The organism is Tabrizicola thermarum (genome assembly GCF_003574395.1).
Taxonomy (GTDB): domain Bacteria; phylum Pseudomonadota; class Alphaproteobacteria; order Rhodobacterales; family Rhodobacteraceae; genus Tabrizicola; species Tabrizicola thermarum.
This window is the reverse complement of the sequence record NZ_QMJY01000013.1, coordinates 403,375-418,997: the sequence shown is the minus strand read 5'-3', so window position 1 is coordinate 418,997 and position 15,623 is coordinate 403,375. Positions and strand designations below refer to the sequence as shown.

Genomic DNA, 15,623 nt, shown 5'->3' with positions numbered 1-15,623 from the left:
GTCAGGCTCCCAGTCGCTGGATCTTGTGGTGGCCCAGGGCGAAGGCCACGTTCTTCTGTTCCATGTAGAATTCGAACGACCAGTCCCCGCCGTCACGCCCGATGCCGCTGGCCTTGACCCCGCCGAAGGGGGTGGGCAGGTGGCGGACGTTTTCGCTGTTCACCCAGATCATCCCCGCCTCCAGCCTTTCGCCGAAGCGCAGGGCGCGGGTCAGGTCGTTGGTCCAGACATAGCCGGTCAGGCCGTAGGCCGTGCCATTGGCGATGGCCAGCGCCTCCTCCTCGTCCCGGAAGGTGATCGAGGTGAGGAAGGGGCCGAATACCTCTTCCTGCGCGATGCGCATATCCGAACGGGCGTTCGTGAACAGGGTCGGGCGGATGAACCAGCCCTTGTCGCCGACCCGGGAACCACCCGCAGCAAGGGTCGCGCCGTCCTGTAGGCCGATGCCGACGTAGGAGGTCACCTTGTCGAAATGCGTCTGGTGGATCAGCGGGCCGACCTCGGTTGCCGGGTCCAGGGGATGGCCGACGCGGATGTTGTTCACGCGGGCGACCAGCATTTCGTGGAACCTGTCCGCAATCGTCTCTTGCACCAGCAACCGGCTGGAGGAGGTGCAGCGTTCGCCGTTCAGCGAATAGATCATGAAGATCACCGCATCCAGCGCGCGGTCCAGATCGGCGTCGTCGAAGACGATCACCGGATTCTTGCCGCCGAGTTCGAAGTGGACACGCTTCAGCGTGTCGGCGCCCTGCTTCATGATCATGGAGCCGGTGCGGCTTTCGCCGACGAAGGCGATGGCCTTTATGTCGGGGTGTTCGGTCAGCGCCTTGCCTGCGCCTTCACCCATGCCGTTCACCAGGTTCAAGACGCCGGGGGGAAGGCCCGCCTCGTGACAGATCTCGGCCAAGAGGCGCGCGGTCAGGGGGCTGAACTCGGCGGGCTTGTGGACGACCGTGCAGCCTGCGGCCAGCGCCGGGGCGATCTTCCAGGTGGACAGCATGAAGGGCGTGTTCCAGGGCGTGATGACACCAACCGGCCCGATCGGGTGGCGCGAGGTGACGTTCAGATGGTCCTTCGTCGGCAGGCTTTTCCCGTCGCGCGCGCCTGGCGCGAGGTCGGCGAAGAAGCGGAAGTTTTCCGCCCCGCGCAGCGCGGCCTTGGACATGAAGCGCCAGGCCTGCCCGGTGTCCCAGCATTCGCAGAGTGCGATCTCCTCGGCCCGCGCCTCGATCCCGTCGGCAATGCGGTGCAGGATCGCCTTGCGGCTGGCCCCGTCCATCGCGGCCCAGGCCGGGAACGCGGCCTTCGCCGCCTTTGCCGCTGCGTCCACTGTCGCCTCGGTGCCAAGTGCCACGCGGGCGATCAGGCTTTCGTCGACCGGCGAGTGGGTCTCGAACCACTCGCCGCCGCTGACGTCCTGTCCTGCGATCAGGTTCAGGATGCCCCTGGCGCGGAACCGGGCCAGATGGCCGTCGAGTTTCGCCAGATGGGTGGCAAGATCGGTCACTGGGCGTCTCCTGGCAGGTAGCGGCGGATCGACGAGGTCTTGGGCGACAGCGCGGGGTCGATGTCGCGCATTTCGAAGGACAGCAGGAAGGACGAGGTTTCAAGGACCTTGGCGCAATAGGCCTCGGCTGCGGCGAAGATGCGCGCCGTGGCCTCGGCCTTCGCCTGATCGCTGCGCCCGCCCCGCAGGCGCAGCGAGATGTCAAGGAAGGCGTGGTCCGGGTTGCCGTCGGCGATCACGACATGGGTGCAGGCCGTGGCGCGGACGCGGATGCCCGCCAGCGGCAGGATGCCGGTTTCAACCGCCGCATCGCGCAGCACCCGGCACAGCCCCGCCACATCCAGCCGGGTTTCGAGATTGGGGGAATAGTCGATCTGGATATGCGGCATCTCACCCCTCTTTTAGTTGCTTTGTTAAATAAAAGCATGGCGAGTGTCAACCACTGATCGGCGAGGGCAGGACTGCGCCGGTGCACGACCGCCAGGCGGTCTTGCCGATGGTCAGCGTCAGACAGGACTGGGAGCGGGTATCGAGGCCTAGCCGCGCGGCGGGAACATCCGGTAATACAGCGCGTCGGGCAGGAAGTTGCCGCCCCGGAACAGCAGGGAGAACAGGGTCGGGAAGCTGATCTTGAAGCCGCCGCGTGTCATGTGCCGGAACATGATCCGGGCGGCGGCGTCGGCGTCCATGATGAAGGGCATGGCGAAATCGTTCTTCGCGGTCAGCCGGGTGCGGATGAAGCCGGGATTGGCCAGCTGCACGGTGATCCCGGTTTTCCGCAGATCGGCGTAAAGCGATTCCGCCAGCACCATCGTCCCGGCCTTGGAGGCGGCATAGCCGATGGCCCCCGGCAGGCCCCGGAACCCGGACAGCGAGCCGGTGATGACCACATGGCCCCGGTTGCGCGCGACCATGCCGGGCAGGGCCGCGCCCAGAACGCGGATGCAGCCGGTGAAATTGACGTTCGCCATCGCCTCGGCCTTTTCGGCGTCCCAGTCCTGGGCCCGCATCGGCCAGTAGACCCCGGCGAGGAACACCAGACCGTCAAGCTGTGGCAGTTGCGCGGCGGCCCTGGCCACGCTGGCGCTGTCGCCCACGTCCAGCGGCAGGATGGTAGCCGGTCCCGGCAGGCTGGCGGCGGCGGCCTTCAGGCTGTCTTCGCTGCGCGCCGACAGGATCAGCTCGGCCCCGGCCCGGGACATCAGCCGCGCGAGCGCCAGGCCCAACCCTTCCGATGCGCCGATCAGCCAGTAGCGTTTGCCTTTGAAGTCCCTCATTCCGCGGCGGCCAGCTGGCGCGCTTCGCGGGCGGCGGGGCGGATGGTGGCCACAAGCTCGGCCACCTTGATCCCGAACTTGCGGAACTGCGACCGGTTCATGATCGTGCCGTTTTCAAGCAGATACATCCAGTCGGTCACGTCCAGCACATGCCCCCCGGCCTCGGGCGTGAGGCGGATGCGGTAGCGCAACAGGACACCTGAGCCTTCGACACGGCCCGTGCCCTTGCCCTCGACATCCGGGGCGGTGGCGGTGATCTGCCCGTCCGGGCCCAGCGCCAGGGTCCAGGCGCGGTGCTGGACGCTGCCGCTGTCATAGCGGAACACCTCGGCCAGCGTGCCGGTGGTGCCGTTCCAGGTGCCGGTCATATCGGCGACAAAACGCGAGCTGACGCGACCGGTGGGGCCGAAGATCACGCCCTCGCAGATCAGGGGGCCGGACAGGTGCTTGCGCAGATCGAAGTCGGGCCCCTTGCCGCGATAGTCGGCGGGGTCCTGCGCGGCAAAGGAGGCATAACGCTGCTTCAGCAGCATGACTGCGATGGCGATCAGCGCGCCGGCAAGGGCGGAGAGGATCGGGGTCATCGGAGGGCCTCCTTCAGGGGCGGGGTCAGCGGGGTCCGCGCGAGAAGCGCGATGGCGGTCAGCTTCAATACGCAAGGGAGGCCCGCGTAGATCAATGTGAGGGTGCGCAGGGCGCTTTCGGGGCTGGACTGGCCGGGCTGGAAGCCTGCGGCCTGGAGCGCGGGGAGGATGGTGAGGGCGGCCAGAGCGAGGGAGAGTTTCGAGACGAAGTTCCACAGGCCGAAGGCGGCGGCCTCGGGTGTGCCGGTCTGGGCGAGGCGGTTTGCGAAGATCGCGGGGAGGAGGGTGAGGTCGGCCCCGAGGGCCGCGCCGGAGGCGGCGCAGATCAGGGCGAAGGGGATGAGGTCTCCGGCCCCGAGGGTGAGGGTCCAGAGGAAGCTGGCGATGGCAAGGGTCATGGCGGCGAGGAGGGTGGGTTTCGGGCCATGGCGGCGGGCGAGGAGGGACCAGACCGGGGTCGAGGCGGCGGCGGCGAGGAAGAAGAGCAGGAGGAGCGGACCTTCCCAGCCGGGAAGCACAAGGCGGCTTTCGACGAAGAAGAGGAAGAGGGTGGAGGTGACGGCGACGGGGGAAGCGTTGAGCAGCGCGATCAGCAGAAGGCGGCGCGACAGCGGGTCGGCAAGCACGGGGCGGAACAGGTCGAGGGGGTTGGGCGTGGGCTCGGCCGGGGTTCCCTGCCATTCGCGGCGCATCGCAAGGATGGCGGCGATGGCCACCACGGCGAAGATCAGCGCGAAGGCGGTGAAGGGGGTGTCCGTCAGGCGGGCGAGGGCGACAGGGGCGGTGGCGGCAAGGCAGACGCCAAGGAGCGAGCCGCCCTCGCGCCAGCCGGCGAGGCGGATGTGGCCCTGCGGGCCAAGCGAGGCGGCCTTGGTCACGCCTTCGGCATAGAAGCAGATGGTGAGGAAGGAGAAGGCGGAAAAGAGGACGGCCAGCGTCAGCGCGAACCAGAGAAGCGGCGCGATGGGGGGTGTCATGGCAAAGAGTGCGTAAAGCGCTCCGGCCATCATCGCAGCGGCGAGGGTGACGGTGAGCCGGCGCTTTGGCCGCGTCGTCTCGGCCAGCCAGCCCAGCGCGGGATCCTGCACCACGTCGATCAGGCGCAGCGCAGCGAGCGTCAGGCCCATGGCGGCGAGGGAGGTGCCGTAGGTATCGACGTAGAACTTCGGCGCGTGGATGTAGATCGGCAGGCCGGCCATCGCGATCAGGGCGGCGAAGAGCGACCAGGCGGGGAGGCGGTGGCTCATGGGTCCGGGCGGCTGCGAAAATGAGCGCCTTGCGGCGCAAGCCCTTTGTCTCGCCTCTGCGCGCGAAGGGCGCGCAACCGGCTCGGGCGGCCTCCGGCGGGGATATTTGCAGACAGATGAAAGGCGAAGGCGTGGCGCATCAGCGCGAGATGTCTTCGGCCGGGGGCGTGGGGCGGGGGTTGAACCTGACCTTCTTGAGCCAGAGCTTCAGCGCCTGCCAGTGGATCAGCGCCAGCACGCGGCGCGAGCCGAAGGGGCGGCGCAGGGCGGAGGCGAGGATGCCACGGTTGGTCAAGGGTTGGCGCGGGCCGATCAGGTTGGTGAAGAGGCCGCCGCCGGGGGTGGTGTAGTCGATCCAGATGCCGATGCGGTCGGGGCGGATGTCGAAGCGGAAGGTGTAGGTCCCGGCGACGGGCTGGAAGGGCGAGACGTGGAAGATCTTCTGCGCGGTGATCGTGTCTTCCCGCGTGATCGGCGCGCGGTCGTCGCGGTGGCAGAGGTAGGAATGGCGGTCGCCGTAGGTGTTCGTCACCTCGGCGATCACGGCGCGCAGGTGGCCGAGGTGGTCGTAGGACAGCCAGAAGGCGACGGGGTTGAAGACATGACCCAGAAGGCGGGGCTGTGCCAGCAGGAGAATGCGGTCTGCAGCCAGCCCGTGCTGCGTCAGCACCGAGCGCGCCCATTCGGCGCCGGTGCCCTGGCCGGGCGCACCGCCATGGTCGGCATCGTGGACCGACATCAGGTTGCCCCGGTTGCGCGAGAACAGCGCAGGGCCTTCGGCTTTGGCGGGGTCGAGAAGCAGGTAATCCACCGAATAGCGGAAGGCGTTCTTCACCGCGCCCTTGCGGCCGTGGAAGGTCTCTGCCGGGATGCGTTGCACCTGCATCAGGCGACCAGCCGCAGGGCCTGGCGCTCGGCCATCGCCTCGACAACATCCACCGCCGAGGCGAAACCGTCCTCATGGAAGCCGTTGCGCATCCAGGCACCGCAGAACCAGGTGTTGCGGGCCCCGTTCATCGCGCGCAGGCGGTCCTGCGCCGCGAAGGCTGCGACGTCGAAGACCGGGTGGTGGAAGGTGGTCACGTCGTGGATCAGCTCGTCCCGGATCGGCCTTGTGGTGTTCAGCGTCACGAACAGCGGGTCGTCCTGCGGGATCGGCTGGAGCGAGTTCATCCAGTAGGTCAGGTCGATCCGGTCGCCGGGGCCGGATTTCGGTTCGACATAGGACCAGGAGGACCAGACCTTGCGCGACCGGGGCATCAGCGAGGGATCGGAATGCAGCACCGCCTCGTTCGGCTGATAGCGGATCGCGGCCAGCGCGCCGGTTTCCTCGGGCGTGCCGTCGGCGAGGAGCTTCAGCGTGATGTCGGAATGGGTGGCGAAGACCACATCGTCGAACAGTTCCGGCTCGCAGCCTTCGGCGCGGACGAAGACCGACCCGGCCTCGCGCCGGACGCTGGCGACGGGGGTGGCGGTGCGGATGTCCACGCCCTGCGCCGTCATCGCGGAGTGCAGGCGGCGGACATATTCCACCGACCCGCCCTTCACGGTGTACCACTGGTGCTGGCCTTCGTAGTCCATCAGCGCGTGATTGCGGAAGAAGCGGACCAGCGCCTGCGCCGGGAAGTTGAGGATGCCCGAGGTCGGCGTGGACCAGATCGCGCCCGAGAAGGGCGTGATGTAGTGATCGCGGAAGTAGCGGCCCGTGCCAAGCCGCCCCAGAAGCTCGCCGATGGTCATGGCGGGATCGGTCGCCACGGCTTCGGCATTGCGGTTGAAATGCAGGATGTCGGACAGCATCCGCAGGAAGCGCGGGTTGAAGGCGTTGCGGCGCTGGGCGAAGATCGTGTCCAGCGAGGCCAGCCCGTATTCCAGCGCGCCGCCCCGGATCGATGCGCCGAAGGACATGCTGCTTTCGGTCACGGGCACGCCCAGCTTTTCGAACAGACGGACGAGGTTGGGGTAATTCACCCGGTTGAAGACGATGAAGCCGGTATCGACCGGCTGATCCTTGCGCTTGCCGGCGATCACCGTGCGGGCATGGCCGCCGAGGCGCGGCTCGGATTCGAACAGGACGACCGAGTTCCGGTCGGCCAGAAGATGGGCTGCGGCCATCCCGGAAATGCCGCCGCCGATCACGGCGATGCGGCGGGGGGTGGGGCCGAACTGTTCGAAAGGCATTCTGTGGACTTCCCTCGTTGGTTTTAGAAAGTTACGCAGCGGGCACCTGATCGGATCACCCTTTGCGACCTTTACGGTGTCGCACCGAAGAAAGTTTCCTGTCAGGTTCCCCATACGCACCCATGGCGCGAAATCTGTCAAACCAGGTTGACACAAACTCTTGACTTGTGGCCCGAGTGCTCCACTTGCCTGAAAAATGATCCGACTGCGGGGTCAGGGCGTAGAAGTCACATGATGCTTGACGCCTCGAGACCCGCTATGACGGAGCAGGCCTTGCCGCCCATGCCTTCGGGCATAGGTGGGAAGGTCGGTTCGCGCCAGAAAAAGGACGGGTCGTTGGCGAAGGCGGAAGATGAGACGGACTGGGCCGGCCTTCTGGTGAAGGTACGCGACCATCAGGACAGGGCGGCATTCGCGGCCTTGTTTCGGCACTTTGCCCCCAGGGTGAAGGCCTTCCTGATGAAGTCCGGTGCAGGGGCCGCACTGGCCGAGGAATGTGCGCAGGACGTCATGGCGGTGCTGTGGCAGAAGGCGCATCTCTTCGACCCGGCGCGGGCCAGCGTGGCGACCTGGGTCTATACCATCGCCCGCAACCGGCGGATCGACGCGCTGCGCAAGGCGCGCCGCGCCGAGCCGGAGGAACTGGATTGGGGTCCCGAGCCCGAGCCGGATCAGGCCGAGGTTCTGGAAGCCCAGCAAGAGACAGAGCGGCTGGGGCGCGCGTTGGCCGCGTTGCCCGCACCGCAGAGGACGTTGATCGAACGCGCCTTCTACGGCGACCTCTCGCACAGCGAGATCGCGGCAGAAACGGGGCTTCCCCTGGGGACGATCAAATCGCGGATACGGCTGGCGCTGGAGAAGCTGCGCCACCAGATGGGTTGAAGGACTGAGTAGAAATGACGATACGCCACCATCTTTCGGACCAGCTTCTGATGGCCTATGCGGCCGGTCAGCTGCCCGAGGCGTTCAACCTGGTTGTGGCGACGCATGTCTCGCTGTGCGACGAGTGCCGGGCGCGGGCCGCGTCCTTCGATGCGGTGGGCGGGGTGCTGCTGGAAGAGGCCGACGAGATCGCGATGGGCGAGGATGCCCTGGCGCGCGCGCTGGAGCGGATCGAGGGCCTGCCGCAGGCGACAAGGTCCGAACCGCTGAAACCGGCGGGCATCTTCCCGGCGCCGCTGGCCGATTACGTCGGCGGCGACCTGTCGGCGGTGCGCTGGCGCAAGGTCGGCGGCGGGGTGAAACAGGCGATCCTGCCCACCGGCAAGGATGCCTCGGCGCGGCTTTTGTATATTCCGGCGGGGACGGCGGTGCCGGACCACGGCCACCGGGGGATGGAGCTGACGCTGGTTCTGCAAGGCGCCTTCGCCGACGAGAACGACCGGTTCGGTCGCGGCGATATCGAGATCGCCGATGAAGAGGTGGAACATACTCCGGTCGCTCTGGCGGGCGAGGATTGCATCTGCCTGGCGGCCACCGATGCGCCGTTGCGGTTCCGGGGGCTGATCCCGAGGTTGGCGCAGCCGCTCTTGCGGATCTGACAGGGGCGCCGGTTGTGCCAGTCTGAAGCCCGGCCTACGGCAGCTGAAACCGCACCGCGATCACTGGCCCGTCGCCTTGCAGGCGCGCGGGACCCTCGGTGAGGATCAGATCGTCGCGGCCGACCATCTGCCCGTTCACCTCACAAGGGCCGAGCGCGTAGAGCGCAAGGGTGCCACCGGCGGTCAAATGATCGTTCCGGGTGAGCGTCACCTGTGGCTTCGGCAGGCCGCGCGCGGTCATCACGTTGAAATCGTCGGACTGCTGGCCGTTCGTCTCGCTGGCGGTCACCACGACATCTCCCGGAAAGGCCACCGGCACCAGAGGCGCGCAGCGCAGGTCGATGCCCGGCCCGGTCAGCCGGAAGCCGGGGCCCGAAAGCACCGTCAGGTTCCGCTCGATCCCGGGAAACAGCGAGAACGGCCCGTCCTCCACCACGGATGCGCGCGACAGGCGGACCAGAAGCTGGCCGTCCCGTTCCAGCCGCCAGAGCTCGATCGTGGTGCCGCGCCCGTTCTTCCAGGGCTGGGTCCGGTAGTCGGCGGGTGTCAGGTGATGCAGGAACATCCCGTCTTTTCGCGCGACACTTGCCGCAAGACAACCCGTCCCGGGCCTGACCCGGGACCTCCGGGCATCTCTCGGAGAGGCCCCGGATCGGGTCCGGGGCTGGGTCTCACTCGGCAGCGGTCGGGCCGATCACCCGTGCCGGCGTGTCGGGGGCCAGTTCCTCGAAGTCGAAATTGTCCAGCCGACGCGCGCGTTTGCTGGCCTTGTCGGAGGAGATCTTGATTTCTTCGATATCCTTCGCCGCCTGGCCGAAATGGCGGTCGAGGTTCTCCACCCGCGCGCCAAGGCGTTCGACATCGGCATAGAGCAGCGACAGTTCCCGCCGGATCGCGCCCGCCTGTTCGCGCATCCTTGCGTCCTTCAGGACCGCGCGCATGGTGTTCAGCGTCGCCATGCAGGTGGTGGGCGAGACGATCCAGACCTTGGCGGCAAAGCCCTCGCGCACCAGTTCGGGGAAGTTGGCGTGCAGTTCGGCATAGACCGCTTCGGACGGCAGGAACATCAGCGCGCCGTCGGCGGTCTCTCCCTCCAAAATGTATTTCTCCGAGATCGCCCGGATATGCGCGCGGACGGCGGTGCGCATCTGTTGCGCGGCCTCCTGCACCCCGCGCGGGGTGTCGGCGCGGCGGATCGCCTCGTAGGCCTCCAGCGGGAACTTGGCGTCGATCACGATGGGGCCGGGGGGATTGGGCAGATGGATCAGGCAGTCGGCGCGGCGGCCGTTAGATAGGGTCGCCTGCATCGTGTAGGCGTCCGATGGCAGCGCTTTCTGCACGATGTCATGCAGCTGGATTTCGCCGAAGGCGCCACGGGTCTGCTTGTTCGACAGGATGTCCTGCAGGGACAGGACGTTCCCCGACAGCTTTTCGATGTTCGCCTGCGCCTTGTCGATGGTTTCCAGCCGCTGCTGCAATTCTCCCAAGGACCGCGCCGTGCGGGTCGAGGTGCCGTGCAGCGCCTCGGTCATCTGGCGCTGCACCTCGGCCAGCCGCTGTTCCATGACCTGCAACATCGCCGTCTGGCTGACCGCCTGCGCTTCGGAAACGTGGTGCAGGCCGCCCGCCAGGCGTTCCTGCCCGTCGCCCAATTGCTGGATGCGGGTGGACAGCCAGCCGATCTCGCGCATCAGCGGTTCGGCGGCCGTCGCCGAGCGGCTGACGCTGCGCAGGATCAGGACGAGGAAGCCGAGGAGCACCGCGACAAGGCCGCCGAGGACCAGCACCTCGGGGTCGTTCCACTGATAGGTCTGGCCGAACAGCGTGATCATCGGCGGCCGAACAGGCGTTCGATGTCGTGGAGGCTGAGTTCCACATAAGTGGGCCGCCCGTGGTTGCACTGGCCCGAAAGCGGCGTCGCCTCCATCTCGCGCAGCAGGGCGTTCATCTCTTCCACCCGCATCTGCCGGCCGGAGCGGACCGAGCCGTGGCAGGCCATTCGGCTGAGGATCGCGTCGATCTTCGCGCGGACAAGCGTGCTGTCGCCCTGATCGGCCAGTTCGTCCAGGATGTCGCGGACCAGCGCCGCGCCGTTCACCGGGCCGAGGATCGCGGGGGTCTCGCGGATTGCCACCGCGCTGCCGCCGAAGGGTTCGATCACAAGCCCGACCTGCGCCAGATCGGGCGCGGCGTCCAGAAGGCGCGCGGCCTCGGTGGGCGACAGGTCCACGATTTCCGGGATCAGCAGGGGCTGGCTGCGGATGCCGATCTCGGCCAGTTGGCGCTTCAGGCGTTCATAGACGAGGCGTTCATGCGCGGCGTGCTGATCGACGATCACGATGCCGGTCGCCGTCTGGGCGACGATGTAGTTTTCATGCAGCTGCGCCCGGGCGGCGCCCAGGGGATGCTCGTCGTTCGCCTGCGGCTCCTCCTCGCTGGGGGCGCTGTCGGGGGTGAAGGCCGGGGCCTGGGAGGCTTCGGCGAAACCCGAAAATGACGGGGGAGACTGGAAGGCGAAGGCGCGGGTGATGGCGGGCGGGCTGGGCCGGTCCATCTGATAGACGCGCGGTTCCGGGCGGAAGGCGCCCAGCGTGGCCGCGCCCACGGTGGAGGAGGCCCGGTGGCCAGCGCCCGCCAGCGCCGATTTCAGCGCGGTGATGATGAGGCTGCGCGCGGCATCGGGTTCGCGGAAGCGGACCTCGGCCTTGGCAGGGTGCACGTTCACATCGACACGGCTAGGGTCGGCGATCAGGTTCAGCACCGCCGCCGGGTGCCGGTCGCGGGAGAGGACGTCGAAATAGGCCGCCCGCAAAGCGCCGTAGAGCATCCGGTCCAGCACCGGGCGGCCGTTGACGAACAGGTATTGCTGCGCCGAGGAGCCCCGCGAATAGGTCGGCAGGGCCGCATAGCCTTGCAGGCGCAGCCCGTCGCGCTCGGCGTCGATGCGCAGCGCGTTGTCGATGAAATCGCGGCCCAACATCGAGGTCAGCCGCGCGCCCAGCGCGTCGAACAGATCGCCGCTCGCCGGATCGGCGCGGAACAGCACGCGCGCCTCACCCCCGCTCACGTCGCGGAGCGTGAAGCCCACCAGCGGCTCGGCCATGGCCAGACGGCGGATGACCTCGGTCACCGCCTGCGTCTCGGCCCGGTCGGAGCGGAGGAATTTCAAACGCGCCGGGGTGGCGAAGAACAGATCGCGCAGTTCGACGACCGTGCCCCGGGTCAGCGCGGCGGGGCGGACAGGGGACATCCGGCTGCCCTCGCAGGTGATCTGCGCCGCCTCGCCGTCCGCGCGGGAGGTGATGGTCAGGCGACCCACGGCGCCAAGCGAGGGCAGCGCCTCGCCCCGGAAGCCGAAGCTGCGGATGTCCAGAAGGTCGGACCCGTCGATCTTCGAGGTCGCATGGCGCGACAGCGCCAGCGGCAGGTCTTCCGCTGTCATCCCGCAGCCGTCGTCGGTGACCCGGATCAGCGTCTTTCCGCCGTCGGCGATGTCAACCTGGATACGCGACGCGCCGGCGTCCAGCGCGTTCTCTACCAGCTCCTTCACCGCCGAGGCGGGGCGTTCCACAACCTCGCCCGCCGCGATGCGGTTGATCGCGGCTTCGTCCAGTTGCCGGATCACCGGACGACCGTGGGAACCCGTTATCTTGGGGGTGTGAACCGTCATGCCCCCATCTGTAGCAGGGTGGAACGAGTCGGGGAAGAACGAAACCGGATTATCCCTGGTGGGGCACGCACTCCCAAGTCCTTTCGCGCGCTAACCGGAAAACCGGATCTCCGGCCACGGTTCGGGCAGACCGGCGCAGCATCCGCAGAGTGTGGCGGGGCTGTCGACAGGAACCTGGACAGCCTGCGTTCCACCGACCGCTGCGGTGCCCGCCAAGGGTCACGGGCCCTGCTTCGGCGAGGCGCCTCGCTTGTCCTGGACGCTTGTTGGTGACCTCGTCACTCTTCGCCGGACGCAACCGACGAGGAGACGAAGTCGAACGAGGAGGCGTCAGCCGTGCTTTACCATCACATGCCGGACCACCGTATAGTCCTCCAGCGCATAGACCGACATGTCCTTGCCGTAGCCCGACTGCTTCAACCCCCCATGCGGCATTTCGTTGGTCAGCATGAAATGGGTGTTGATCCAGGTGCAGCCGTAGCGCAACCGCGCCGCCGTCGCCATGGCGCGGCCCACGTCGCGGGTCCAGACGGATGACGCCAGCCCATAGTCGCTGTCGTTGGCCCAGGTGACCGCCTCGTCCACCTCGCTGAACGGCGTGACCGAGACCACCGGCCCGAAGACCTCGCGCCGCACGATCTCATCATCCTGCTTGGCCCCGGCGACCACCGTGGGCTTGTAGTAGAAGCCCGGCTCCATCGCCTCGCCGCCCGTGGTGATCTGGACGTGGTTCAGCTCGCGCGCGCGGTTGACGAAGCTGGCCACCCGGTCGCGCTGGCGCTGGCTGATCAGCGGGCCGATTTCGTTGGTGGCGTCGTCCTCCGCCCCCAGAACGATGGACGACGCAGCCGAGGTGAGATCCGCGACAAGATTGTCGTAGACCTTCTTCCCGGCATAGACGCGGCAGGCGGCGGTGCAGTCCTGTCCGGCGTTGTAGAAGGAAAAGGCGCGCAGACCCTCGACGACCTCGGAAATGTCGGCATCGTCGAACACGATCACCGGAGCCTTGCCGCCCAGTTCCAGATGGGTGCGCTTGACCGTCTTGGCGGCCGCGTCCAGCATCTTCTTGCCGGTCGCCACGTCTCCGGTCAGGGAAATCATGTCCACCTGGGGATGGGTGATGAGGTAGCTGCCGACGGTCTGCCCACGCCCGGCGATGACGTTGACCACACCTGCGGGCAGGACATCGGCCAGGATCTGCGCCAGCTTCAGCGCGGTCAGCGGCGTCTGCTCGCTGGGCTTGAAGACCACGGTGTTGCCACCCCCGATGGCAGGGCCAAGCTTCCAGGCCATCATCATCAAGGGATAGTTCCAGGGCGCGATACTGGCCACCACGCCCACGGGGTCGCGGCGGATCATGCTGGTATGGCCCGAAAGGTATTCCCCCGCCACGGTGCCCGTCATGCAGCGCACGGCACCCGCGAAATAGCGGAAGCAGTCGACAATCGCCGGCATCTCGTCATTCCGCGCGGCGTTGATCGGCTTGCCGCAGTTCAGCGCCTCGAGCTGCGCGAAGGCATCGGCCTCGGCCTCGATCCGGTCGGCGATGGTCAGAAGCGCGGCAGAGCGTTCGGCGGGCGTGGTGCGGGACCAACCCTCGAAGGCGGCGCGCGCGGCGGCGACGGCACGGTCGACCTGCGCGGTCGAGGCTTCGGGCACCTCGAGGATCAGCCCGCCGGTGCGGGGGTTCAGGATCGGTTCGGGCGTCTCCTGCCCGGCCTCAAAGGCCGATCCGATGAGGAATTTCGTCTGGATGTTCATTGGGTTGATCTCCCTATTTGCCCATGCCGGCGGTCTCGGACCCGCCGCGGGTGAGGTAGTAGGCTGCGAGGATGGGGAAGAAGGTGGCCGCGAAGACCACGATGGCGACGACGTTGGTGACGGGGCGCTGACGCGGGCGGACAAGCTCGTTCAGCATCCAGATCGGCAGCGTGGATTGCTGGCCGGCGGTGAAGGTGGTGACGATGACCTCGTCGAACGACAGGGCAAAGGCCAGCATCCCGCCCGCCAGCAGCGCCGAGCCGAGGTTCGGCAGCAGGATGTAGCGGAGGGTCTGGAACCCGTTGGCGCCAAGGTCCGCGCTGGCCTCCATGATCCCGCCGGACAGACGGCGCATCCGGGCGACGGCGTTGTTGAAGACGATGACGATGCAGAAGGTCGCGTGGCCCAGGACGATGGTCCAGGTGGAGAAGGGGATGTCCATGATCCCGAAGGCCGAGCGCAGGGCCATGCCGGTGATGACGCCGGGCAGCGCGATGGGCAGAAGGATCAGCAGGCTGATCTGGTCGCGGCCGAAGAAGGCTGTCCGCGTCATCGCGGCGGCGACCAGCGTGCCAAGCACAAGGGCGATGGATGTCGAAATCGCCGCGACCTTGAGCGACAGATACAGCGGCGGCCAGATGTCCGGGCGGTCGAACCAGGCGGTGGCGAACCACCGCGTGGTCAGGCCGGGAGGCGGGAACTGGAACGACCGCTCTTCCGTGGTGAAGGCGTAGAGGAAGATCAGGAGGATCGGCAGGTGGAGGAAGAGTAGGCCTCCGATAGCCGCGGCACGCAGCGAGAGGGGCGAGCGGTCAGAGCGCATCGAACGCCCCCATCCGGCGCGCAAGGCCGAGGTAGACCAGCATGATGAGGATCGGCACCACGGCGAAGGCGGCGGCCAGCGGGATGTTCCCCGCCGTCCCTTGCAGCTGGTAGACGGCCATGCCGATGAAATTCGCGGAATTGCCGATGATCTGGGGAATGATGTAGTCGCCCAGCGTCAGCGAGAAGGTGAAGATCGACCCGGCGATGACCCCGGGCAGGGCCAGCGGCAGGATCACGGTGCGGAAGGTCTGCGCGCGGGTGGCGCCAAGGTCGGCCGAGGCTTCCAGCATCGAATTCGGCACCCGCTCCAGCGCGGCCTGCATCGGCAGGATCATGTAGGGCAGCCAGATGTAGACGAAGACCATGAAGGTGCCGAGGGGCGAGGTCGACAGCGATGAGCCTTCGAGACCGGGGATCGACAGGAGGCCGTCGATGATCCACGAGGTATGCGTCTGCGCGGCGGCCCAGCCGAGGATGCCTTCCTTGGCCAGGATCAGCTTCCAGGCATAGACCTTGACCAGGTAGCTGGACCACAGGGGCAGCATCACGCCAAGGTAGAAGGCGGCCTTCCAGTGCCCGCGGGCATATCGGGCGGCGTAATAGGCGATGGGGAAGGCCAGTACCGCGCAGGCGAGCGTCACGGCGGCGGCCATGCTGACGGTGCGCACCAGGATGTCGAAATTCGACGGGCGCAGAAGCTCGCCGTAGGTCTTGAGCGTGAACTCCTGCCTCACGACGCCGGAAAACTCGTCGATCGAGTAGAAGGACTGGAGGAGAAGGGCAGCGAGCGAGCCGAGATAGACCACGCCCAGCCAGAGGAGCGGCGGGGTGAGGAGAAGGGCCAGCAGCACGCGGGGATGGCGCCAGAACAGGGCGGTGAGGCGGTCGGCGGGGCCTTTCGCGGGGAGGATGGCTGACTGGGTCATGCGCGCGCCCTATGACCGGCAAAATTCTTGAAGGAAGAATTTTGCGCGCCTTTACTTGCGGCGTTGCGCCTGGGGCCGAGATCGGAGCCTCCGGCGGGGATATT

Annotated in this window: 14 protein-coding genes and 1 pseudogene; 2 read left to right on the top strand and 13 right to left on the bottom strand. The window is 67.3% G+C overall.

Going from position 1 to position 15,623, the window contains the following annotated elements:
* Nucleotide 1: 1 nt before the first annotated feature.
* From hpaE to D5084_RS06820, 7 genes and pseudogenes are all read right to left on the bottom strand, one after another.
* Nucleotides 2-1,507 carry a 5-carboxymethyl-2-hydroxymuconate semialdehyde dehydrogenase gene (gene hpaE, locus D5084_RS06850; protein WP_128514766.1) on the bottom strand — a complete coding sequence of 502 codons (1,506 nt, stop codon included), beginning with the start codon at nucleotides 1,505-1,507 and terminating at the stop codon, nucleotides 2-4.
* A complete protein-coding gene (locus D5084_RS06845; RefSeq protein ID WP_128514765.1) occupies nucleotides 1,504-1,896 on the bottom strand; it encodes a 5-carboxymethyl-2-hydroxymuconate Delta-isomerase in 393 nt (130 codons plus the stop codon). The genes hpaE and D5084_RS06845 overlap by 4 nt, the downstream gene beginning before the upstream one ends.
* Nucleotides 1,897-2,043: 147 nt before the next feature.
* A complete protein-coding gene (locus D5084_RS06840) occupies nucleotides 2,044-2,784 on the bottom strand; it encodes an SDR family NAD(P)-dependent oxidoreductase (protein ID WP_128514764.1) in 741 nt (246 codons plus the stop codon).
* Nucleotides 2,781-3,368 carry a DUF3833 family protein gene (locus tag D5084_RS06835; RefSeq protein ID WP_128514763.1) on the bottom strand — a complete coding sequence of 196 codons (588 nt, stop codon included), beginning with the start codon at nucleotides 3,366-3,368 and terminating at the stop codon, nucleotides 2,781-2,783. Before D5084_RS06835 ends, D5084_RS06840 begins: the two co-directional genes overlap by 4 nt.
* Nucleotides 3,365-4,708, bottom strand: a pseudogene (locus D5084_RS06830) (MFS transporter); the annotation flags it as partial. The gene D5084_RS06835 and the pseudogene D5084_RS06830, both read right to left, overlap by 4 nt.
* 46 nt (nucleotides 4,709-4,754) lie before the next feature.
* Nucleotides 4,755-5,501, bottom strand: coding sequence for a DUF1365 domain-containing protein (locus D5084_RS06825; protein WP_128514761.1), 747 nt, complete (start codon nucleotides 5,499-5,501; stop codon nucleotides 4,755-4,757).
* Nucleotides 5,501-6,796 (bottom strand): NAD(P)/FAD-dependent oxidoreductase, encoded by a 1,296-nt coding sequence (locus D5084_RS06820; RefSeq protein ID WP_128514760.1) that lies wholly within the window; start codon nucleotides 6,794-6,796, stop codon nucleotides 5,501-5,503. Before D5084_RS06820 ends, D5084_RS06825 begins: the two co-directional genes overlap by 1 nt.
* Before the next feature lie 336 nt (nucleotides 6,797-7,132).
* Between D5084_RS06820 and D5084_RS06815 the strand changes: the two genes are divergently transcribed.
* Together D5084_RS06815 and D5084_RS06810 are read left to right on the top strand one after the other, a co-directional pair.
* Complete coding sequence (locus tag D5084_RS06815; RefSeq protein ID WP_238382548.1) at nucleotides 7,133-7,678, top strand: sigma-70 family RNA polymerase sigma factor; 546 nt, start codon at nucleotides 7,133-7,135, stop codon at nucleotides 7,676-7,678.
* Nucleotides 7,679-7,692: 14 nt separating this feature from the next.
* Nucleotides 7,693-8,337 (top strand): ChrR family anti-sigma-E factor, encoded by a 645-nt coding sequence (locus D5084_RS06810; protein ID WP_128514758.1) that lies wholly within the window; start codon nucleotides 7,693-7,695, stop codon nucleotides 8,335-8,337.
* Between the two features lie 34 nt (nucleotides 8,338-8,371).
* On the opposite strand, the gene D5084_RS06805 is transcribed toward D5084_RS06810, so the two are convergent.
* The 6 genes from D5084_RS06805 to D5084_RS06780 all read right to left on the bottom strand — a co-directional run bounded on the left by D5084_RS06805 (nucleotide 8,372) and on the right by D5084_RS06780 (nucleotide 15,519).
* Nucleotides 8,372-8,902 (bottom strand): HutD/Ves family protein, encoded by a 531-nt coding sequence (locus D5084_RS06805; RefSeq protein ID WP_128514757.1) that lies wholly within the window; start codon nucleotides 8,900-8,902, stop codon nucleotides 8,372-8,374.
* Between the two features lie 106 nt (nucleotides 8,903-9,008).
* Nucleotides 9,009-10,169: a DNA recombination protein RmuC gene (locus tag D5084_RS06800; RefSeq protein ID WP_128514756.1), complete on the bottom strand. Its 1,161-nt coding sequence runs from the start codon at nucleotides 10,167-10,169 to the stop codon at nucleotides 9,009-9,011.
* Entirely contained in the window at nucleotides 10,166-12,007 is a 1,842-nt protein-coding gene (mutL, locus tag D5084_RS06795) for a DNA mismatch repair endonuclease MutL (protein ID WP_128514755.1), read from the bottom strand. The genes D5084_RS06800 and mutL overlap by 4 nt, the downstream gene beginning before the upstream one ends.
* 330 nt (nucleotides 12,008-12,337) lie before the next feature.
* Complete coding sequence (locus D5084_RS06790; RefSeq protein WP_128514923.1) at nucleotides 12,338-13,762, bottom strand: gamma-aminobutyraldehyde dehydrogenase; 1,425 nt, start codon at nucleotides 13,760-13,762, stop codon at nucleotides 12,338-12,340.
* Between the two features lie 19 nt (nucleotides 13,763-13,781).
* Nucleotides 13,782-14,591 (bottom strand): ABC transporter permease, encoded by an 810-nt coding sequence (locus tag D5084_RS06785; protein WP_128514754.1) that lies wholly within the window; start codon nucleotides 14,589-14,591, stop codon nucleotides 13,782-13,784.
* On the bottom strand, nucleotides 14,581-15,519 hold the full coding sequence (locus D5084_RS06780) for an ABC transporter permease (protein WP_128514753.1): 939 nt from the start codon (nucleotides 15,517-15,519) through the stop codon (nucleotides 14,581-14,583). Before D5084_RS06780 ends, D5084_RS06785 begins: the two co-directional genes overlap by 11 nt.
* Nucleotides 15,520-15,623: the final 104 nt, after the last annotated feature.